Here is a 23,663-nt window from a genome sequence, read left to right as displayed (position 1 = left end):
TTTTAAAAAAATAGATAAAATTTAATATATATTTATAAATATAAAATAATTAACTTTGTCGCATGAATTTTCTAAGATTGCTTTTTACAGTCTACTTCATGGCATTATCATTAATGCCATGCATGGATGTTGCAAAAGCGCAATCAAAAAATGAAAATGTATCATATTCCTATATAAAATCTGAGCAAAACGATGCTCATTCAAAAACAGATTCTTGTTCTCCTTTTTGTTATTGTAATTGCTGCAGAATCAGCGTTACTTCGCTCAAAATAAATCCTGTTTTAGAATATCGTAAACAGATAAAAGAGTACTATTCTAAAAAAATTCTTTTCATAAAGAATGACTTTGCATATTTGGTGTACGATCAGATATGGCAACCTCCTAAAATATAATTTTTGTTAATCAGACGGAAGAATTGTCTTTCGTCAAAACAGTTATGGAAACATTGCAATAGCATTGCGTTGTATTCTTACTCATTTTTGTCGCTCGATTTTTAGAACAAATAGTTGTTCCAAAAGGTAGTTGTGACATTCAATAAAAATTATATTCTCATGTTAGATAAAATCATAAGATTTAGCATCAAGAACAAGATTGTCATTGGTATAATGACCTTGTTGTTGATTATTTGGGGAGTTTGGAGCGCAACCAAACTTCCGATCGATGCCACACCCGACATCACCAACAATCAGGTTCAAATAATCACGGTATGTCCTACTTTGGCCGGTCAGGAAGTTGAACAGTTGGTGACATTCCCTATAGAACAGAGTATTGCTAATGTTCCTGATATTGAGGAGACCAGAAGTATTTCACGATTCGGTTTGTCTGTAATCACTGTTGTATTTAAAGAAGAGGTTGACGTTTATTTTGCCCGCCAATTGATCAGTGAAAAGCTGAAGCAGGCTGCTGAAGAAATTCCAAAAGGAATTGGCACACCAGAGTTGGCTCCGGTAAGTACAGGACTTGGGGAAGTATATCAATACATCCTTCATCCAAAGAAAGGAAGTGAGAAAAAATACGATTCCAAAGAACTTCGTACAATGCAGGACTGGATCGTTCGAAGACAGCTTAATGGTACTCCCGGAGTTGCAGAGATTAACAGCTTCGGAGGACAGCTAAAACAATATGAGGTCGCTGTTAACCCTGATCGTCTACGAGCGATGGGAGTTAGTATTTCTGATATTTTTGCAGCTCTTGAAAAAAATAATCAGAACACAGGCGGAGCCTACATTGACAAAAAGCCTAATGCTTATTTTATCCGTGGAATTGGACTTGTGACCTCTCTTGAAGATGTTGGGAATGTTGTAGTTAAAAATGAAACAGGGAGTGTGCCTATATTCATTAAAGATGTTGCTGAGGTTCGTTTGGGAAGTGCGGTTCGATATGGTGCCATGACATTTAATGGTGAGGTGGATGCTGTAGGTGGAGTGGTGATGATGCTTAAAGGTGCTAATAGTAATGAGGTAGTGCAATTAATCAAAGAAAAAATACCAACTATTCAAAAATCTTTACCTACTGATGTGATTATTGAGCCTTATTTAGACAGAACTAATCTAGTTGGCAGAGCTATTGATACTGTCGAGAAAAATCTTATCGAAGGAGCGTTGATAGTGATTTTTGTGCTGGTAGTATTTCTCGGTAATTTACGAGCCGGTCTTATTGTGGCATCTGCCATTCCGTTGTCCTTACTCTTTGCTTTGGGAATGATGAACGTTTTCGGAGTAAGTGCCAACTTAATGAGTTTAGGGGCGATTGATTTTGGATTAATTGTCGACGGAGCTGTTATTATTGTTGAAGCGACTCTTCATCACTTAGGATTGCGGAAAACAACACGTCTTCTTACCCAGTCTGAGATGGATGAAGAGGTATTTCTTTCAGCTTCTAAAATCAGAAGCAGCGCAGCATTTGGGGAGATTATTATTTTGATTGTCTACATTCCTATTTTAACGTTAGTAGGTGTTGAGGGTAAGATGTTTACTCCGATGGCTAAAACTGTAGGTTTTGCAATCTTTGGTGCATTGATATTATCATTGACCTATATTCCAATGATGAGTGCACTTTTTTTATCGAAGAAAATCTCGCATAAAGAAAATTTCTCAGATAAAATGATGAACCGACTCCAAAAAATCTATCAACCTCTACTAGAGAAAGCTTTAAAAGTAAAATATTGGTTAGTAAGTGTTACTGTTGCATTATTTGCAGTTTCATTATTTATATTTGGAAGAATGGGGGGCGAGTTTATCCCTCAACTCCAAGAAGGTGATTTTGCTTTTCACTGTATTCTTCCACAGGGAAGTTCATTAAGTCAGAGTATTGAAACCTCTATGCAGGCCTCCAGGCTGATCAAGCAGTTTGACGAAGTTAAAATGGTTGTAGGGAAGACCGGTGCTGCTGAAGTGCCTACTGATCCAATGCCTCCTGAAGCTACTGATATGATGGTGATCTTAAAACCGCAAAGTGAATGGAAAACAAAAAAATCATATGATGAATTAGCAGATGAGATCTCTGAAAAGCTTGAAGCTATTCCCGGGGTATTTTTCGAAAAAAATCAACCGATCCAGATGCGTTTCAATGAGTTGATGACAGGAATCAGACAAGATGTAGCGGTTAAAATTTTCGGTGAAAATTTAGATTCTTTAGCGATATATGCGGATAAAACAGCAAAAATTATTCAGTCTGTTAATGGTGCGAGTGCTCCACAGATCGAACGTGTTAGTGGTCTTCCGCAAATTAATGTTGAATATGACCGCACAAGAATGGCTAATTACGGGCTGAATATTAAAGACGTAAATACTGCTGTAAGTACTGCTTTTGCAGGTCAGGCTGCAGGTCAGGTATTTGAGAATGAAAGAAGGTTTGATCTGGTGGTTCGTTTGGATAGTTTACATAGAACCAGTATTGATGATGTCAACAATCTGATGGTGTCTACGAAGACAGGAATACAGATCCCGCTTTCACAGGTGTCCAATATCAATTATAAACTTGGCCCCGCACAGATTAGTCGTGAGGCAGGTAAAAGGAGAATCGTCATTGGTTTTAACGTAAAAGGCCGAGATGTAGAAAGTGTAGTAGAAGAAATCCAGCAGAAGCTTAATAAAGAAAAATTACCATCAGGATATTATTATACATATGGCGGACAATTTGAGAATCTTAAAGCTGCCAGTAAACGACTGACCATTGCTGTACCTGTATCATTATTTTTGATCTTTATGCTGTTATATTTTACTTTTGGTTCGCTAAAGCAGGCTGCCTTGATCTTTACGGCAATTCCAATGAGTGCTATCGGCGGTATATTCGCGTTAATGCTTCGCGGTATGCCTTTTAGTATCAGCGCGGGAATTGGGTTTATTGCATTATTTGGTGTAGCGGTACTTAATGGTATTGTGTTGATCGGAACATTTAACGAGTTAGAGAAGGAAGGTGAAACCAATATTTTAAAACGTGTGATGGAAGGAACTAAAACTCGTCTGAGACCTGTTTTAATGACAGCCACAGTCGCATCATTAGGATTTTTACCTATGGCAATTTCAACCGGAGCCGGGGCAGAAGTTCAGAAACCTTTGGCGACCGTTGTAATCGGGGGACTGGTTACAGCAACTTTCTTGACTCTTTTTGTTTTACCGATGTTATACATTATCTTCAGTACTAAACTAAAAATCAAAAAGCCTTCAGGTAATAAGCCACTGACAGCGGTTTTAGTTTTAGGTTTTTTATTCATTGGACAGACCTTTAACGCACAACAAGGTACCCCTGTTACAGTTGAGGAAGCTACGAGCATCGCATTGACCAACAATAATTTAATGCGGTCGAAAGATTTGGATATTAAAGTAACAGAGGCACTGAAACCTACTGCTAAAGAACTTCCAAAAATGAGTTTAGATGCTCAGTTAGGCCAATACAACAGTAAAAAATTCGATCAATCTTTTTCTATATCTCAAAGTATTCCGTTTCCAACATTGTTTAAAGCAAGAAGAGAACTTATCGCTGAACAGATCAAAGGAAAGCAGATCAATAAGGAGATTTCGGTCAACGAACTTGCAAGACAGGTTAGGACCTATTACTATCAGATCGAATATCTGCAATTTAACCAGTCAAAATTAAAAAATCTGGATAGTTTATATCAGGATTTTATAAGAATTGCTACGGTCAGATTTAAATCAGGAGATATTAAAAAGATAGAGATCAATACTGCAGAAACTCAGAAAGGGGAGATCAATTTGTTGTTGAAGCAAAATGAAGTTTATTTGAATAATGCATACAAAAACTTAAAAACCTTATTGAATACTTCGGGAGACATCTCGGTTCCTTATAACACAAATTATGAGCCCCTGAAAGCTAATTATGTATTTGACAGCGCGTCAATAGCGAATCATCCAACAGTAAGGTCTTACTATCAGGAGATGACCATAGCAGAAAAAAATAAAAACGTTGAAAGGTCTCTGGGCCTACCTGATTTCAGTATAGGTTACACCAATCAGTCTTTAATCGGTACCCAGACGATCAATGGTATGGATCGGAATTTTAATGCGGGAAATAGATTTCACGCAGCAACTATTGGCGTTACGATTCCCCTGACTTTCGGTGCTACAAAAGCGAGAATGCAATCTTGGGAGTTCCAAAAGCAAGTAGCGGAATCTAATGCAAAATTACAGCAAAAACAGCTGGAAGCGCAACTGGAAAACGCTTTGAATCAATATCAGCAGGATGTAGAGCAATATAATTATTATATTAATCAGGCTATACCCAATGCTGAGAAAATAGCTAAAGCCGGACAATTGGGATATAAAACAGGAGAAATTTCCTACGTTGAATATCTTTTTGCGCTTCAGACTTCTACCAATATTCAATTAAAGTATCTCGAATCGATTCAACAGGTTAATCAATCTGTTATTACCATTAATTCTATCATAAACAAATAAAATGAAAATTAAATATAATATAGTATCTACGCTGTTAATTTCTTTTTTAGTCTTAAGCTGTGGAAAAAAAGAAGCCTCTGAGGAAACGGAAGTAAAAGCAAAAACCGAACAGGTAGAGGAGGCTCATGAAGAGGCACCGCAAACGATCGCGGCATTAACAGAAGAACAAATGAAAGCAGTCGGAATCTCCTTAGGTAAAATTGAGATGAAAGATCTGACCTCACTTGTTAAAGCCAATGGTGTATTGAGTGTTCCCAACAATAGAAAAGCTACCGTTACCTCTCTGTATGGTGGGGTGATTAAGACATTAAATGTACAGATAGGAGATCATGTGAGGAAAGGGCAGGTAATTGCATCAATCAATAATCCCGAGTATATTCAGCTTCAGGAGCAATATCTTACAGTGAACAGCAGGATCGCGTTTGCTGAACAGGAATATAGAAGGCAACGTGAACTATTTGATAATGATGCCGGAGCAAAAAAGAATCTGCAAAGCTCTGATGCTGAATTAAAAAGTTTAAGAACCCAAAGATCATCACTACAGAGACAGCTCCAGCTTATGGGGATCAGCCCGGGTAAAGTAAGCAATGGTAATCTACGATCTGGGTTGGTTATAACTTCACCGATCAGTGGAACCGTAAGCAGTATCAATGCGCAGATTGGAAGTTATGTTGATGTGGCATCACCAGTTCTTGATATTATTGATAATAGTTCTATCCATTTAGATCTTCAGGTTTTTGAAAAGGATCTACCTAAAATGAAAGTTGGACAAACTGTACAGTTTAAGCTGACCAATAATCCGGAAACTTTGTATAACGCTACCGTATTTAGTATCGGGTCGTCATTCGAAAATGAGAGTAAAACGATCTCTGTACATGCGAGTGTTACAGGAAATAAAGTGGGGTTGATCGATGGGATGAATGTTACCGGAATGGTAAGCCTTGGAAACTCAAGCACCGCTGCCGTTCCTGATGAAGCAATCGTGGAAGCTGACGGTAAATTCTATGTTTTCATACAGACTTCTAAAAAGCCTGAAGAACATGCTGAAGAGGAAGAAGGGGGTGAGAAAGAGGAAGGTACAAAAGAGGCAGCGCATACCAAGAATCAAGGAAAAACATTGAATTTTGAGAAAATAGAAATTGTTAAAGGTTCTTCAGATCTAGGTTATACTGCAATCACTCCAGTGACCAAAATTGCACCTGATACAAACATTGTGGTAAAAGGTGCATTCTTCGTCAATGCTAAATTATCTAATTCAGGAGGGCATGAAGATTAGATTTATTATTACGAAAGCCTTTATATAAAAGTTTCAGCTGTAATAAAAAATAACATTATGCTACGAATCGAATTAAATCGTGAACTACGTATCATAATGTTATATCAAATCTATAAACAAAAGTTATGTTACTAAACAAGAAAATTTCAATCTGGTATTTTATTGATCAAATTAAAAGCCAAATATTACTGATTGTTATACTTGCTGTAGGTATAGGTTTGTTGGATCTGCATCCTATTTTCAAAAAAATATCAATTCCATTAAGCATTCCCGCAATTTTAGGAACTGCTGTATCACTGCTACTTGCATTTAGGACGGCGCAGTCATACGAGAGATGGTGGGAAGCAAGAACCGTTTGGGGTGCTATTGTTAATGATTCCAGGTCTCTTATCCGATTAATTATTCAGTTCATTCCTCAGGATAGTGCGGACGTTAAAATATTTGCAGAAAGACAAATCGTATGGGTCTATGCGTTAGGCGAAGCATTAAGAAAACAGCCTTTTTCCGGTAAAGTAGGGGAGTATTTGAATATGCATCAGATTAACGCTGTTAATATACCCAATGCAATTTTGGATGAACATTCTTATCACTTAAGACAAATAGCCGAAAAAGGATTGGTATCAGATTTCAAGGAGGTTCAGCTTAACGAAGTTCTCATGAGGCTGTGTGACAATATGGGAAAATGTGAAAGATTGAAAAATACGGTATTTCCACGTGCCTATAGTATTTTACTGCATACTCTTATATATGTTTTTGCTTTTATACTCCCTTTCGGATTGGAAGATTCCCAGCTCACCTTGGAAATTATTACAACGATCACTATTCCTCTGCTATTTATAGCCATTGAGAAAACAGCAATCATCATGCAGGATCCTTTCGAGAATACTCCTGTGGATACGCCAATGACATCTATTGCACAAACTATAGAAATCAATATTTTACAGATGATCAAAGAAAATGATATTCCTGTTAAAAAAGAAAATAATACTTACTTCGAAATGTAGAGTCAATCTAGTAAATACATAAAATTATGAGCGACACAAATAAACAGACTGGATCTGCATCAAGCAGACATAAGAAAAATTTACTCATCGTCCTAGCACTAAGTGGTACTTATCTTATTGCTGAAGTCATTGGAGGAATTGCAACAAAAAGTCTTGCATTGCTTGCGGATGCTGCTCACATGCTAACAGATGTTGTCGGTTTACTCCTAGCATTTATTGCAATCAAAATTGGTGAGAGAAAGGCTAGTCCTGAAAAAACATTTGGGTACTATCGCACAGAGATTTTGGCTGCTGTGATTAATGCTGTTGTGCTATTGGGTATCTCATTATTTGTTTTATATGAGGCATTTCAAAGATTTAAAAATCCTCCTGAAGTGCAAAGTGGCTCCATGATGATCGTTGCAGGAATTGGTTTTGTGGTCAATATCATCGGTATCCTTATCATAAGAAAGGACTCCAATGAAAGTCTTAATATGAAAGGTGCTTATTTTGAGGTCTTGTCGGATATGCTGACATCCGTAGGAGTAATGATCGCAGGTGTGATAATGCTGACAACACAATGGTATTACGCAGATCCGATCATTTCTGCGGCAATAGGTCTATTAATCATTCCCAGAACCTTAAAGTTGCTTATGGAAGCGGTTAATGTCTTATTGGAAGGTACACCGAAAGATGTAGATATCAGCAAGCTTCGATCTTCACTGGAAGAACTTTCGGGAATCAAGGAAATCCACGATCTACATGTCTGGTCGCTTACATCAGGCGTTAATGCCATGAGCGCACATGTGATTGCAGATGATAACAAAAATCGCAATGAACTCCTGCAAATATTAATAGATAAAGCAACGACAGATTTTAAAATAACCCATACCACTTTTCAAATCGAATATGAAGGTTATGATGAAACTGAAATACACTTGTAGATGAATGATCAGAATAGATTGAAAATGAAATGAAATCTAAATGATTATTTCTATATCAAATAAAATTGATTTCTAAAGAATTAATGATGTAATCACTTATAAAACTTGTTTATGAAACTAATTAAAATTAAGCGAAGCAGTTATAGCCTGCTCATTAATTTTTTCTTATTATATATAATTTTTTCCTTTGTCCTCAGGATAGGATTTTCTATTGCCAGCCTTCAAAAGGCAGAGATTAGTTTTCTTTCATTGCTGAATGTATTTGCTCTGGGATTTTTATTTGATATAGGGGTAGGGGTGTTTTTTGTGCTACCGTACAGTCTGTACCTGCTTTTATTTCCTCAGAAATATAATAATTCGCTTTTCAATAGAGCTATGACTTTTTTTTGCTTTAATGTAGCTGTGCTTATATTGTTGTTTTCATTTTTTGCTGAAGTAACATTCTGGCAGGAATTTGAAAGCCGGTTTAATTTTATTGCAGTTGATTATCTGGTTTATACCTATGAAGTAATCAATAATATTAATGAATCATATCCTTTGCCATTGCTCATTACAGCCATGTTAATAATGACTTCTTTGGTGTTTTTACTTTTCTATAAAAGGCATTACTTCACAGATAATTTTAAGGGCAGTACACCTTTTTTACAAAGATTCTTTATCTTTTTCGGATTGCTTTTCATTTCAGTCATTTATGCATTTTTTATTGACAACAGTTTAGCAGAGAATAGCGAAAACAGGTATCGGAATGAGCTGTCAAAATCAGGAATCTATTCTTTTTTTTCTGCATATAAAAATAACGAGATCAATTATGAACACTTCTATAAACTCATCGATAATAGGGTGGCGTTTAATATTGTGAGAACTGATCTCCAGGAATCTAACTCAGATTACTTATCAAATGATTTCTCAATCTTACGTAACATTAAGGGAGCTGACTCCTATGAGAAGCCCAATGTTATTATGATCACATTGGAAAGTTTCAGTGCAGACTTTATGAAAACATTTGGCAACAATCAGAATCTGACACCTACGTTGGACTCATTGGCGAATCAAAGCATTTTATTTACCAATATGTATGCTACCGGAACAAGAACCGTGCGAGGAATGGAGGCACTTTCACTTGCCGTTCCGCCTACACCGGGGAATAGTATTGTCCGCAGGAAAGAAAATGATAATCTGAGCACTGTAGGATCGATCTTCAGTCAAAAGGGATATGATACTTCTTTCTTATATGGTGGTGATGGTTATTTTGATAATATGAATAATTATTTCGGTAATAATGGATACACAATTGTAGACCGGAAAAGAAATTCTTTTGTAGGGGAAGATTATCAGTCTCCAAGAATACCAATAGAAGACAAGGAGGTCACTTTTGAAAATGCCTGGGGTATTAGTGATGAAAATCTTTATGATCAGGTGATAAAGCAAGCAGATCAAAAATTTGCAGCGGGGAAACCTTTTTACGATTTTGTAATGAACACTTCCAATCATCGTCCTTATACATATCCTGAAGGAAAGATTGATATTCCCTCGGGATCGGGAAGGGAAGGCGCCGTGAAATACACAGATTATGCGATCGGTCAGTTTTTTAAAAAGATAAAGAATAAATCCTGGTACAAAAATACCATTGTTATAATTGTTGCAGATCATTGTGCCAGCAGTGCGGGCAAGAACGATATCGATGTCGCAAAATACCATATCCCTGCAATGATTGTCAACCTGAACGACAACGAACCATTCAGAATTGAAAAAATGTGCTCTCAGATCGATTTGTATCCAACACTTTTCGCACTTTTAGGTTGGACATATCAGAGTAATCTTTATGGTAAAAATGTTTTAGGCGAAAGCTATATTCCAAGAATATTTGTAAGTACCTATCAGAAACTTGGATATATGGAAAACAACAAATTGGTTATTCTAGGTCCACAGCAAAAAACAGAGACGTATTTGTATGACAAGGAGAAAAATAAACAAAATCCAGAGATGCTGTCTGAACAGTATGTAAAAAAAGCGATAGCAAATTATCAGTCGGCCTACTATCTTTTCAAGAATGAAGGATTAAAACAGAAGCGGATTAAAAAGGGAAATATAACCACAACTAGATAAAGTGATATAAAATGGATCTAAAATTTGAACTTTTACTTGCCGGAAAATTATTATTAGCACTGTTTTTTGGCGCGATAATAGGTTTCGAAAGAGAAACTGCCCATAAAGATGCAGGGGTTCGCACTTTTGGCGTTCTCTGTATGGCTTCTTGCTTATTTGTGGCAGTTGCCTCGCATCTTACAGATGATAAATCTGCAATAGCGAGAATGTTGGCGGCGATACCTGCCGGTTTAGGATTTATCGGAGCTGGACTGGCATTTAAAGATAGTTCCAAAAGCATGCAGGGGCTTACAACATCCACTGCTTTATGGGCTGCATCGGCAATAGGATCTGCCCTTGCACTGAACATGTTTTTGTTATCTTTTTTAGCAACTGTTCTTACCTTGTTCATCTTAAGTATTAACAAATTTGGCTGGTATAAAAAAATTCTAAAAACCGGAAGACAATCAGACCAGGATATATATATAAAGTAACCTAAAAATCATAAAAATAATATTATTATGGAACATAAACACATCTACGACGAAAATGGAAAGCAGCTCTGCTGTACTCCACAGGAAGGCAAAATCTATAAAGATGCTGGAGCCAAAAAATTAGTTGAAGAAGACGGATGCTGCGCTCCAAAGAAGAAAACGGAAGATCATCAACATACAGATGATGATGGACATGATCATGCAGAAACTGATAAAACAGCGTTTCAGATGTTCTTGCCTGCGATTATTTCTTTGGTATTGTTATTAGCAGGCATTGCATTGGACAATTACATTAAGCCTGAATGGTTTAAAGACTGGGTACGTATTGTCTGGTACGGTGTTGCTTATCTACCGGTAGGCCTACCGGTTTTAAAAGAGGCATTTGAAAGTATCAAACAAGGTGATGTGTTTTCAGAATTTTTCCTTATGAGCATTGCAACGATAGGGGCTTTCATTATCGGAGAATTTCCTGAAGGAGTAGCGGTTATGTTGTTCTATGCAGTAGGAGAGGTTTTTCAGACTCTGGCTGTGTCGAGAGCTAAAACCAATATTAAGGCTCTTTTAGATCAACGTCCTGATGAGGTAACGATTATTGAAAATAATCAGCCTAAAAAAATCAAAGCTGCCGAAGCCAAAATCGGGGATACGATTCAGTTAAAATCAGGAGAAAAACTGGCATTGGACGGAGAACTGATCTCCGATTCTGCGTCTTTCAATACCGCAGCGTTAACAGGAGAGAGCAAACCTGATTCTAAAAATAAAGGTGAAACAGTTTTAGCCGGAATGATCAATATGAACAGCGTAGCTTTGATTAAGGTTAATACAGCTTATGAGGATAGCAAACTCAGTAAGATCCTTGAACTGGTACAAAATGCAACAGCTCAAAAAGCTCCGACTGAACTTTTTATCAGAAAATTTGCAAGAATTTACACCCCAATTGTGGTTGCATTAGCTGTTTTGATCTGCTTAGTACCTTATTTCTTTGTTGATGATTATGTTTTCAGAGATTGGTTGTACAGAGCATTGATTTTCTTAGTTATATCTTGTCCGTGTGCATTGGTGATCTCTATCCCGCTTGGCTATTTTGGAGGTATCGGAGCAGCGAGCCGCAATGGTATATTATTTAAAGGAAGCAACTTTTTGGATAAGATCGCTGAGATTCAGAATGTGGTAATGGATAAGACCGGAACTATGACAGAAGGTGTTTTCAAAGTTCAGGACGTTACCATTAAAGAAGGATTTGACAAAGATGAGATTCTCCAATTGGTCAATGTTGTTGAAAGTAAAAGTACCCATCCTGTGGCTACTGCTGTTCACGAGTTTGTAGGAGAGATCAACAATTCGATCAATTTAGAGGATACTGAAGAAATTGCAGGGCATGGGCTTAAAGCGAGAGCTAATGGGAAGGAAATCCTGGTGGGTAATTTTAAACTATTGGATAAATTTAAGATCGGTTATGATGTAGACCCATCCAAAATCGTATATACGGTGATAGCTATCGCATATGATGGAAAATTTGCAGGATTCATTACGATTGCCGACCGAATCAAGGACGATGCAAAGCAAGCAGTTGAAAAACTTCATAGCTTGAATGTAAAAGCGACTATGCTAAGTGGTGACAAGACAACTGTAGTAAAATATGTGGCTGAGCAGATCGGTATTGACAATGCTTTTGGAGACCTGCTTCCGGAAGATAAGGTCAACAAGGTCAAAGAAATCAAAGCAAGAAATGAAAGTGTGGCTTTTGTTGGTGATGGTGTAAATGATGCGCCTGTAGTAGCATTAAGTGATGTTGGAATAGCAATGGGTGGACTTGGCAGCGATGCGACCATCGAAACTGCCGATGTTGTGATCCAGGATGATAAACCATCAAAAATACCTATGGCGATCAATATTGGAAAGAAGACCAAAAGGATCGTCTGGCAGAATATCATTCTTGCCTTTGTTGTAAAAGCCATCGTGCTCGTACTTGGAGCTGGTGGACTGGCTACGATGTGGGAAGCTGTATTTGCTGATGTGGGAGTTGCTTTGATTGCAATACTCAATGCAGTCAGGATTCAAAGAATGAAATTTTAAAAGAGATTATCACAGATAAAAATAGAGCAAATTCTAGTATCCTGTTTCCTTAGGATATTACAATTCTAAGGAAAATTTGCCTCCACTCATATTATTAAGATTGAGTTCCCATAAAAGATGGGAACAGGGAAGTTACATCCAATTTTACGATATAAAATTGAATACTATTAATGTTAGATCCGAACAATAAAAATCAGAAATATAATTTTTATGTGGACTTATGTAAAAAAAAACTCAATACTAATCCTTTTACTGAAATTCTCTCTAAGTATTTATGCTCAGGATAGTTTGTCATTGCAAAAAACTGCTCAACAAGATTCTTTAATAATAAGAGATGATACTTTGGATTATAAAAAACTTATTGTTCCGGTTAGCTTGATATCGGCAGGTGCAATTGGTTTTACAATTCCTGAAATCAAAAAGTTTGATTATGATGTGAGAAGGGAGGTAAACGATCATACATTAAACAATTCAAAATTAGACAACTATACCTTATTTGTACCAGCTGCGCTCGTTTATGGTTTAAACATAGCGGGTGTTCGAGGGAAACATAACTTAAAAGATCGAACGATCATTTTAGCAACATCACAAGCTATCTTATTGGCAATAGTTATTCCTTCAAAATCATTGATCGGCAGGGAGCGGCCTGATCAATCAAATTATATGTCATTTCCCTCAGGTCATGCAGCGATCGCATTTTCAACTGCACAGTTTATGTTCAGAGAATATAGGGACAGCAATTATTGGATCAGTCTGTCAGGATATCCGTTTGCCATTTTTACTAGTGTGTACAGAATCATCAATAATAAGCATTGGGTTACAGATGTCCTGTCTGGTGCTGGTATCGGAATTTTTTCTACTGAGATAGCATATTGGTTATATCCAAAGATCAAAACTTTATTTAAAAGTAAGAATGAAAAAACATTATCTATGATTTCTCCTTATTTCCAGAAGAGTTATCAGCAGAAAAGTTTGGGTTTGAATTACCAGCTATTTTTTTAAATGAGAAATTATGGGATTTAAAAGACGATTTAGGAGACGAATAATCAGGAGGGGAAAGCATCGGCTTGCGTCAGAAGATATATTCTATTTGATAGTTTTTAGTATCCTGATACTATCTCTTATAACATATGGATTTAAGAAATATTTTCATCCTGTCAAAGACCATCATTTTAAATATCATCAAAGTAAAAACTAATCAATCTACTTCCTAAAACGATCAATAGTTAACTATGGACAGATAGAAATAATATTTTTTTAGAGTAATGTTTTAACATATCACGTTTTTAAAGGACATTTAAAATTATTTAGATGTTTGAAGCAATATTGTTTAAAACAATGGAAAGTATTTAAAATCAGTAGATTATAGCTTTGTTTTGGCATCTTATTTGCCTTTCACAAATAACAACATATATAAATTAATATTCACCTTTAAATTAAAATGTTATGAACAGCGAAGATCAAAAAAAAGAGACACACGACCATCCAGAACATCACGAACACAAAGAACATCATCCGCACAAGGAACATCACGAGGGTCCTGAACATGCAGATGAGCCGGAGCATCACGATGAGGCCGAGCATCATCAAGAAAAAGAACATCACGATGAGAAAGAACATCATGATGAGAATAAGAAGTAAATAGCATAGTTCTTATAAATACTGAATTTCAATACTGGAATTCAGTATATTTTTAATAATATAATGTACCGTATTTTAATCTTTCTTCATAAGTGAGCATTTTCAAATATTAATATTTAATTGAGTCGTTATGTATAAAATCTAGATTGAATTCGCTAATTCCAGTAATCCTACGAAACAGTCTTTCTTGCTTTTTGTCCCTTAACAAAAACATAAAGAATATCCACGGAGTATTAACTCAAGAATGACTTTTTGCTCAATCCTAAGATCTGCGGAGGCAAATTATTAGAAATACGTTGAAATACCAAAGCTGAAGCCTACAGTTTTTGCCGCAGGGTTCGCAAAAATGTCTTTCTGTTTCTGAAATCTATAATTAAGTCTAAAAACAGTTTGTGCATTGGGTCTAAAACTGATTGCAGGCATAATACTCCATAAATCTTCTCCAATTTTGCTGTTGTCTTCTCTGAAATGACCTACGTTCCAATCTACATACTCTAAACGGCATGCAAGATTAACGGTTGCTCTTTCCCAATCCAAAATTTTTCTTTTAATTATTGGCTGAACAATGTCTATAAATCCTCCATGCTGCCTGTCTCCATATTGTTGTGTATAAGTTTCCGGGACATCTACTTTAACCCAAGCCCATTCTGCAGTAATTAAAGTTCCAAGGTTTGGAAGTGTATTATTATAATCCAATGCAAATACCCGAACCCTTCTTTTATCGTCAACCTGAAGACCTTCATCCTGAAATTTATTATAGATTCCTCCCATATAAGAGACTCCAAATTCTCCTGCTTTTTCATGTCTTGTGGCAATTTTTGCTGTTAAAAGAGGAACACCGCTGTTAATTTCTTCAAAACGTTCAGGATTACTTTTGGCAGCAGGTAAGTACGTTTTGTTTTGATTATTGTCAATAATTGAATTATCAAAATTTCCTGATAGATATACCTCGTATCCGAACATCCACTCGGCTTTATACATTTTTCCATAAAATCCGAAACCAGCATTACTGAATGTAGCAGGCAACATTTCTGTAGCAGATATAGGACGATCGGTAAACTCCCATTTCGGACCGTCATGATTTTGGTTGAAAGCACCAATTGGATTCATAATAATTCCTCCTCTCAAATTAAGCAAGGGATTAAACTCTACATCAATGGCAGCAAATTCAATATTAATCTCTTTACCTCCTTCTTCTAATTCTATTTCACTCAGAAATTTAATTTTTGAGGAAATTGTAGAAGATACAAAAAGTGTCATCCTACGTAATTGAAATTGATGTCCATCAGATATACCATCAGTGCTGATATGCTGCCAATTGGCTTCCGCATAGCCACCAATAGAGATAGGCACTTTCCCTAATCCTAAGAAGGGACGCTTGTAAACGGCATCCATGTTCAAAGAGCGAGAACTGTCTACAGGTATTCTTTTTAGTAATTCAGAATCTATCTGTGCTGTGGCTTCCTGAAAAATTAAAATTATAATTAGATAGATAATTTTTTTCATACCGGTTTTTTTAAAGAAATTTTCAAAAAATCCGATTCTATGTATACTGGAAATTTTCTTAAGGTCTGATCAGCAGGACCGTTTTGTACTAAACCTTGGTTGGAAAATTCACTACCATGTGCAGGACACTGTAGCTTATCTCCAAATACTTGTAACTGGCTACCCTGATGGGTACATTGCATCCATAATGCTTCATACTCAGTTTCCGAAAAACGAAATACACAAATGGGATATTTGAGAGATTCATTTTGAATAATTACATAGGATAATTTTTTGTCAGGATATTTTGTATCCATAAAATCCTCCAAAGGCAATATGATATAATCGTCTTTAATCGCTCCTGAAATCATTTTATTGCTTATACACCCTGAAAGAATGGGAGGAATTGCAGTAAAGCCTAAACAGACCAAACTGCATTTTTTGAGAAATTCAAGTCTGTCCATAATTATAAGGATTTCAAAAATTTAATAATAGCTTCTTTTTCTTGGACTGGTAATTGAGTGTAATTGGTTCTGCTGGTTGCAGCCTCTCCCCCGTGAAGCTGTATTGCTTCTTCTATACTTTTTGCCCTGCCATCATGCATTAAGAAGTATTGACCGCCTTGTGATTTTGGAGATAAACCTAACCCCCACAGTGCAGGCGTACGCCATTCATAAGTTTTCGCAGTGCCTTCCGTATAGTTGTCATCCAAAGAAGCACCCATATCATGAAGTAATAAGTCTGTGTACGGATAAAACTTTTTATTGGATAATGGTGAAATTGAGGAGGATGAAGTTTTCAGTTCCGGGACATGACATTTATTACAACTTATCTGAGAAAATATAGTCTGACCTTGTTTAATGATACTATTTTCTGCGTCTCGCTGAATAGGTGTTTTCAATGTACGAAGATAAAATACAACATCTGCGATGGTCTTATCAGAAACTTCGGGATCAACATTCATTCCTGAATAAACATCGTGAGGATTAAAAGTTGAAGTAATGCCCATATCTTGATTGTAAGCATTAACGGTTTGTTGTAGTAAACTGTATGTGGATGCCTTTTTACCAAATCTTCCGATATACTTCCCTCCTTTTGTTACAGCAAAGAAGAATGGTGCTTGATATGCCGGAAGATCAATATAATTGGGGACTCCTGAGATGCCATCATTATTTGTATCACAAGGGTCAGCCATTGCCAAAATATCCATATCAGAAACCAATTCAATAAAACCTAATCCGGTATTGGCAGGCGGAGTAAATTTAGAAAATGTTGCTCCGGGAGGAATTGCTTCCGGAGTATAACCTGGTATCGCCCTATTTTGCAATTGAGGACCACCTAAAAGCAAAAATAAATTTCCTGTTTCGTCAGTCTGTCCAAAACGTATAAGAGTAGTAAAGGGAGTCCCTTTTCCATCACCAGCATGACAGCTTCCACAACTTGTTGCCACGAAGGTTGGACCAAGACCTTTCCCGACCGTGAAGGTTTCATCGTTAAAGGCGATATCCCCTCGCAAAAATTGTTGGTTTTCAGCATATGATAACCCCACAATGGAGCCATCAAGTAATTCACTCTCATCTATCGCTTCAGGCTGAAGTTTATCACAAGCTTGTACGATCAGAAAAAGAAGATAGAAAATTATAATAATAGGTATATATCTCTTGCTCACGTTTTTTTTTCAAATATAATAAAAAGTTAGATTAATCTAACTTTTTATTTCGCTATGTCTAATTATTTTTATGACTGCTGTGCATTTATAGCAAACACTATAAATAAAGATTAGATAATTTGAAACGGAATTTAATCTCAGGATATGTGCTGTTAGGATATTTTTCTTGAAAAACAATAACCTTTATCGCATAGTAAATTAATGTGGATATTGAACAGTCCTAGTGTACAAATTTTAATAGCCAGACGAAACAGTTGGTTGCCAAGTGCTAAGGTTGACCGTCTTAATAGTAGTAGGTAATTATTTTTTGTAAATTATACAATTTTACCATCTAAACTTACCAAAGATAAAAAGGATGATAGTTCATTAATGATTTTTGGTTTGGGGATTTATATCAAAAGCGAAAAATGATTAGGGCAGGGTATATTTGTTATTTGAAAATCTGTGGATTATGGAAGAGATAGAAAAAAGATCTACATTTATTTGTGAAAAATAAAAAAAAACATATCTTTGCACCAGTAAAAACGACGCACTCTATTTTTGTTTATTAAAGTGACCTATTCGGTGACCTAAAAATAAGAGAACGACATAAAGCTTATGGATAGGGAGTTTTTCAAATAAGAACAAGTCCCGTCCGGATCGCAATCCTGTTTCATTAAGAAACAGGATTTTTTTTTGTATAAATACATTTTTCTTTTCTCCCCAAGTTTTGTAATTGATTCCTAAACACGACGAGTTCTGTCGCTGCCCAAGATTACATTTGTATTATTAACTAATAGTCAATAGATTATGGGAAAAAGTACAGTGAATTATTTTGAAGTAAATTTAAAATATTTTAAATTTGCGAAACCAGTTTAAAACACACATTAAGATGAATAAATTTTTACTTTACTCCACAGATGCATTTTTCATAATGCAAAAGAAAACAATCCTCAATTTTAAAATCGCACCTACAATTTTAAAGAGATTTCCATCTAATTTTCAACTCAATAAATAAAACTCAAATCATGAAACAACTCTACATGAGCGCAGTATTCCTTTATACTGCCGCAGGCTTTACTGCACAGGAAGTGGTATGGCAGAAAGACCTTAAGTCCTCGACGCAGGATTTTCTTTCCCAGGTAACAACGACAGTAGACCAGCAATACCTTATTACAGGAAGTTCTATTCAGGCTGGAAGCGGGAAGCTCGGTGCTGGAAGTTTATCTTCTACCTCAAAACAGAACAACGGCTACGATTTCCATTTGGTCAAGCTGAATCAACAAGGGGAAGAAACCTGGGAAAAGTATTTCTCAGGCCAGAACCACGATTTTCTTTCGGCAACCGTTTCTACCCAGGATGGTGGGTTTTTGCTTGCAGGAACTTCTTATTCTTCAAAAGGCTTAGACAAAAAAGATGATTCTAAAGGCGGATCTGATATCTGGTTGATCAGAATCAACGAATTCGGAGACGAGCTTTGGCAGAAAACTTTGGGAACCTCACAGGATGAAGAAGCAAGATCGGTGATTCAGACGGCAGATTTAGGGTTTATGGTGACAGGAAATATTCAGAATGCTTCAAACGGTTTTGGTTCTAAAGATGTGATCATTTCAAGATTAGACAAAAATGGAAAATTGTTATCGGAATCAATATTAGGTGGAAAAGGTTTGGATGAAGTTGAAAAGATGATTCCTACTCCCGATGGTGGAGCATTGCTTGGAATTTATTCGAGGAGTTCCGAGATGCGGGATTCGAGATTCGGGTTGCATAGTGGTTCGGGTTCCACAGGAAGTAACACGAATAACGATAACCCGAACCTTGTATCCCATTATCCAAAATCTACTGAAAATTTTGGCGAGGGTGATTACTGGATTGTAAAGCTTAACAAAGACGGAAAGGTAGAGTGGGAAAAGAATTTTGGAGGTAAAGGAGATGATCATGTAAGAACAATAGCATTTACTTCATCAGGTTATATTATCGGTGGAGAATCAAGATCTGAAAGATCAGGAAATAAAACAGTAGGAATAGAAGAAGGAACAGATCTATGGCTAATTTCTTTAAACACAAAAGGTGATGAACAATGGCAGAAATCCTACAATTTTAAAAACCGCGATATTTTGATGGGAATGAATGTGATCAGCACTAGAGATGGTAAAAATTCAAAAGGCATTTTACTGGGCGGATACACTCAGGCAGAAAGAAAAATTGAAGCTGATGATGAGACCTTCTGGATGCTTTATATTGACAATGACGGCAATGAGCAGTGGAGAAAGCATGTGAAAGGTGAATCGAGGAAGAAGGAAGAAAGATTATCTGACCTGAAGATGAATAAAGACGGTTCTATAGTTCTGGCAGGAACGAGTGCAGAGGAATTAGGCAAAGAAAACTGGAAGATCGTGAAGTTGGGCGACAGCCAGATCGATCAGTTGATCGAGAAGCAGGATATGAAGATTTATCCGAATCCGGTGAGCGATTATTGTTATGTGGAGATAGGGTTTGAGTTTAAGGAAGCAGATATTACACTGTATGATATGGGTGGAAGACAGCTCCAAAGTTTGAAAACGAAGAATAAGGTCACGAAGATCAATACGCAGAATTTGATTCAGGGTGCGTATCTGACTGTTGTGAAAACGGATACTGAGAAAACTGCGAATACTAAATTGATTAAAAAATAAAAAACATGATGAGAAAAAAACTGATCTTAATTTCTTTAATATTACTTACAGGATGGGCATTTGGACAAAGTAGCAGTGATGAAAACAAAAATATTCCAAACGTCATTCCTCCGTCCCCTACTGTCAATAGTTTAATGAAATTTGAAGAAGTTCCTGTGAGCAATTACACGGGAATACCTGACGTTACAATACCTATTGCCAGTTTGCAAACTGGATTAAATAATATCCCTATCAGCCTAAACTTAAAATACCATGTTAATAATGCTGCTTCTGAATCTAAGGCCAGTGAAACAGGATTAGGGTGGAGTCTTTTTGCGGGTGGAACCATATCAAGAACGGTATTGGGAAGTCCCGATGAAAAATCAGTAGCTTATTCTCTCGGTGGAGGCTCAAGCCCTAAACTGGGAATTTATCTGGATGAAACTACGAGCGTAAATGTTTATAAAAATTACTTTGGGGCTATGGTTGAGAATCCCAATCAGGCGAGTCAGCATTCTAATGCCATGAGAAGCGTTTTTGATGCTCATTACAAAAACAGATATGATACCCAATATGACCTTTATCAATATAATTTCTTAAGCTACACCGGAAGATTTATTATCAAAAAGGTGAATGGACAATTGCAGGTAATGAAGCTTGATAAAAACAATCTGAAAATAAGTGTAAATGCCTTACAGGATTTTACTCCCGTATTTTTTAACATCATAGATGATTTCGGAAATAAATTTGTGTTTGATGTTTTAGAAACATCATCAACTTCTTCACTTACATACAGCTCTGGATTAGAATCTTATACAAGTACCTCTTCTTCAGTAATGAATGCGAGTTTCAATAGTGCTTTTCATTTGAGTGCTGTAAAAAGCGCTGATGATATAGTGAAAGTGCTTTTAAAATACGATACAGAACCTGTAGAAATACAGTCGGTTGAAAATAGTTTTAACAGTAATTTAATTACTTATAATGATTCACCTACCTATGCAACGGTCATTAATCAAAATAAGGGTTTGTTGCCCAAAATTTCAGAGTCTTCTACCAGTATTACCATTACCGGGACACGCAGAATAAAAGAAATAGAACTTCCGGGAAAAGGCAACGTATTGTTCGAATACGAAAATGGCAGGGAAGATACCAATTATGTAGGTGGTCTTAATGCCACTAGGCTTTCAAAACTGAAAAGCATTGTGATTCAGGGAATGGATGGTAAATATGATGAGAAATTTAATTTTAATTATGTTTATAAAAATAACGGTCCCTATAAAAGACTTTTTTTGACCTCGGTACAGAAGATGAATAAATTTAATGGAAATTATATTCAGGATTTTGATTATCAACTTGATTATTATAGCAAAAACAGATTTGCACCGGCTCTTATCAGCGGCAAAGAGATATTTTTCAAATGCTCAGAGAACATACCGGTAGGGTGCGCGGAAGTGGAACTTTTAAAATCTGTTACCTATCCTACAAAGGGGAAATCTGAATTTTTCTATGAAAACGGAACTTTTTCTTTTGTACCAGAAGCTACTTCGGGAGTCTCAACAGCTGCAACCGAGCTTTCAGACTATGATGAAAATCCTCTCAATTGGGATACTTCCAATCATAATACAGAATTACAAAATTTTGTAAGTGGAAAAGTTTTTGCATTTACAGTACCTGAAAATAATACTGCTGCAACTATATATCTTGAAACATCAGAAATTAATCAATATTCCTGGACATTGCGCCTTTTGAAAAAAGTTGGCAGTAATTACATAGAGACTGGCGTATTGGGTACAGCTCTGCTTAACGCGGCTGATCCTGTGCCAACTGAATACAGAAAAATCTTGGAGGCAGGCGACTATTACCTCGAGCTTATAAGTAATCAGCTAGGAACTTCGGGAATCAGTTTCAACACAAGCTATAATTCGACATTCAGGGTAAGGAATTCCAACAATTTAAAGTACTTGTTTGATTACAGAAATGTACGCATTAAAAATATCAATTATTACACAGAGCAAAATAGCACTACACCAGACAGAACTGTAAACTTTAATTACCACAATCTCTTAGATAACAAGAAAAGTACTGGTGGTTTAGTTTTTCCAAAACCTCTGTATACCTATACAGCTCCTTATGTAGCCGGTATGGAATATACCTGCTCATCTTTTGGTAATAACCTTTGTACTGCATTATTTATAGCAGATATTACTTATCGTTCTGATCGAAATTTTCTGCCTACCCAAAAAACAAAGGGTTCAGATATAGGATATCAGTATGTTACCGTAAATGAAACAGGTCGCGGAAAGACGGTCTATCAATACACTTCTCCGATAGATCAGCCGAATCCTTATACCATTTCTACGCTTCCACCATTCAATGCAGTTGCCAACTATGATTATACCAGAGGGAATCTTTTAAACAAAAAAGTATATGATAACAACAATATTCTTCTTACTGAAGACCGATATACGTATTCGTATACTGGCTACGATCTAACGATCGGAGCAACGGTACAGCCGATTCCCCATTCAAATGTAGGATTTTACCTGCATGGAGGGAAGTATGTAAATTATGATGAATTTTATGCCGATACAAGCTCTAACGGAATGAGACCTTTTGTAGGAAACGATCCTTTCGCTTTTCTGACTCTTAATTTCCAGAACGAGCATATCGGTACAGCTAATCTGATACAGGAAAAAACAATCAATTATTATCCTAGTCAGCGCTCTGCTATCATTACTACTGATAATGAATATAATAGCAGAGATTATCTTACAAAAAAAACGATAACATCATCTGATAATACCGTTCAGGAAACCAGCTATCAATACGCCCACGAGAAGGGAAATACAAAGCTGATTAATGCCAATATAATTGCTATCCCTCTGGAAGTTATGGTAACAGAAAAAGAAAGCCCGGCGGCTACTGGAATAATGGCATCAAAAACAGAAACGCAGTACTCCGATACATCCCATTTGTTTCCGAGCTCGGTATTATCATACAATATTGCCAGTGGAAATGCTTCTGAGCAGGTAACATTCAATCAATACGATCCTCAGGGAAACATCCTCCAGTTTACTGCCAAAAATGGAGTTCCTACAACAGTAATATGGGGGTATAACAATACCCAGCCGATTGCGAAGATTGAAGGGGCTATTTATAATAATATTAAAAATAATCCTCTGATTACCGCTATCATCAACGCATCTAATGCTGATGCTGCCAATCCTGCTATGGAAAGCAACCTGATATCTGCCCTGGACACATTGAGAAATGACGCCAACTTTAAAGATTACCAGATGGCAACCATAACCTACAACCCTTTAATTGGTGTCACAAGCCTTACCCCGCCATCAGGAATCAGAGAGATTTATATATATGATCATACCAACAGGTTGGAAAAAATCGTAGACGAAGAGGGAAAGATCCTGAAAGAATACCAGTATCACTACAAGCCATAAAAC

General features: G+C 36.5%; 15 protein-coding genes. 12 read left to right on the top strand and 3 right to left on the bottom strand.

Annotation, left to right across the window (positions count from 1 at the left end):
* Nucleotides 1–62 precede the first annotated feature (62 nt).
* The 10 genes from BA768_RS21655 to BA768_RS07175 all read left to right on the top strand — a co-directional run bounded on the left by BA768_RS21655 (nucleotide 63) and on the right by BA768_RS07175 (nucleotide 14,415).
* Complete coding sequence (locus BA768_RS21655) at nucleotides 63–392, top strand: DUF6660 family protein (protein ID WP_072410597.1); 330 nt, start codon at nucleotides 63–65, stop codon at nucleotides 390–392.
* 159 nt (nucleotides 393–551) lie between these two features.
* A complete protein-coding gene (locus tag BA768_RS07215; RefSeq protein ID WP_081780193.1) occupies nucleotides 552–4,916 on the top strand; it encodes a CusA/CzcA family heavy metal efflux RND transporter in 4,365 nt (1,454 codons plus the stop codon).
* Nucleotide 4,917: 1 nt separating this feature from the next.
* Nucleotides 4,918–6,192 (top strand): efflux RND transporter periplasmic adaptor subunit, encoded by a 1,275-nt coding sequence (locus BA768_RS07210; RefSeq protein WP_028123472.1) that lies wholly within the window; start codon nucleotides 4,918–4,920, stop codon nucleotides 6,190–6,192.
* A gap of 125 nt (nucleotides 6,193–6,317) precedes the next feature.
* Complete coding sequence (locus tag BA768_RS07205) at nucleotides 6,318–7,196, top strand: bestrophin family protein (RefSeq protein WP_028123473.1); 879 nt, start codon at nucleotides 6,318–6,320, stop codon at nucleotides 7,194–7,196.
* Nucleotides 7,197–7,222: 26 nt separating this feature from the next.
* Nucleotides 7,223–8,119 carry a cation diffusion facilitator family transporter gene (locus BA768_RS07200; RefSeq protein WP_034975918.1) on the top strand — a complete coding sequence of 299 codons (897 nt, stop codon included), beginning with the start codon at nucleotides 7,223–7,225 and terminating at the stop codon, nucleotides 8,117–8,119.
* Between the two features lie 375 nt (nucleotides 8,120–8,494).
* Nucleotides 8,495–10,225, top strand: a complete 1,731-nt coding sequence (locus BA768_RS07195; RefSeq protein WP_228388333.1) for an LTA synthase family protein — start codon at nucleotides 8,495–8,497, stop codon at nucleotides 10,223–10,225.
* Between the two features lie 11 nt (nucleotides 10,226–10,236).
* Nucleotides 10,237–10,698 (top strand): MgtC/SapB family protein, encoded by a 462-nt coding sequence (locus BA768_RS20875; protein WP_034975913.1) that lies wholly within the window; start codon nucleotides 10,237–10,239, stop codon nucleotides 10,696–10,698.
* 27 nt (nucleotides 10,699–10,725) lie between these two features.
* The gene (locus BA768_RS07185; RefSeq protein WP_040995614.1) at nucleotides 10,726–12,774 is read left to right on the top strand and encodes a heavy metal translocating P-type ATPase; all 2,049 of its coding nucleotides are present in this window, start codon (nucleotides 10,726–10,728) and stop codon (nucleotides 12,772–12,774) included.
* A gap of 210 nt (nucleotides 12,775–12,984) precedes the next feature.
* Nucleotides 12,985–13,776, top strand: a complete 792-nt coding sequence (locus BA768_RS07180; protein WP_034975909.1) for a phosphatase PAP2 family protein — start codon at nucleotides 12,985–12,987, stop codon at nucleotides 13,774–13,776.
* Between the two features lie 444 nt (nucleotides 13,777–14,220).
* Nucleotides 14,221–14,415, top strand: a complete 195-nt coding sequence (locus BA768_RS07175) for a hypothetical protein (RefSeq protein WP_034975906.1) — start codon at nucleotides 14,221–14,223, stop codon at nucleotides 14,413–14,415.
* A 285-nt stretch (nucleotides 14,416–14,700) separates the two neighbouring features.
* On the opposite strand, the gene BA768_RS07170 is transcribed toward BA768_RS07175, so the two are convergent.
* Genes BA768_RS07170 through BA768_RS07160 form a run of 3 tightly spaced genes read right to left on the bottom strand, consistent with a single transcriptional unit; the run spans nucleotide 14,701 to nucleotide 17,416 of the window.
* On the bottom strand, nucleotides 14,701–15,921 hold the full coding sequence (locus tag BA768_RS07170; protein ID WP_065720261.1) for a hypothetical protein: 1,221 nt from the start codon (nucleotides 15,919–15,921) through the stop codon (nucleotides 14,701–14,703).
* Nucleotides 15,918–16,364, bottom strand: a complete 447-nt coding sequence (locus tag BA768_RS07165; protein ID WP_051879933.1) for a ubiquinol-cytochrome c reductase iron-sulfur subunit — start codon at nucleotides 16,362–16,364, stop codon at nucleotides 15,918–15,920. Before BA768_RS07165 ends, BA768_RS07170 begins: the two co-directional genes overlap by 4 nt.
* Nucleotides 16,365–16,366: 2 nt before the next feature.
* Complete coding sequence (locus BA768_RS07160; RefSeq protein ID WP_262696904.1) at nucleotides 16,367–17,416, bottom strand: di-heme oxidoredictase family protein; 1,050 nt, start codon at nucleotides 17,414–17,416, stop codon at nucleotides 16,367–16,369.
* A 1,160-nt stretch (nucleotides 17,417–18,576) separates the two neighbouring features.
* Here BA768_RS07160 and BA768_RS07155 point away from each other — a divergent pair.
* Both BA768_RS07155 and BA768_RS07150 read left to right on the top strand, forming a co-directional pair.
* Nucleotides 18,577–20,223 (top strand): T9SS type A sorting domain-containing protein, encoded by a 1,647-nt coding sequence (locus tag BA768_RS07155; protein WP_065720260.1) that lies wholly within the window; start codon nucleotides 18,577–18,579, stop codon nucleotides 20,221–20,223.
* A 5-nt stretch (nucleotides 20,224–20,228) separates the two neighbouring features.
* Complete coding sequence (locus BA768_RS07150) at nucleotides 20,229–23,660, top strand: hypothetical protein (RefSeq protein ID WP_065720259.1); 3,432 nt, start codon at nucleotides 20,229–20,231, stop codon at nucleotides 23,658–23,660.
* The last annotated feature ends 3 nt before the right edge of the window (nucleotides 23,661–23,663 follow it).

Source organism: Chryseobacterium sp. CBo1 (genome assembly GCF_001693475.1).
Lineage (GTDB): Bacteria > Bacteroidota > Bacteroidia > Flavobacteriales > Weeksellaceae > Chryseobacterium > Chryseobacterium formosense.
The sequence above is the reverse complement of the archived record's forward strand: the minus strand, read 5'-3'. Positions and strand labels throughout refer to the sequence as shown.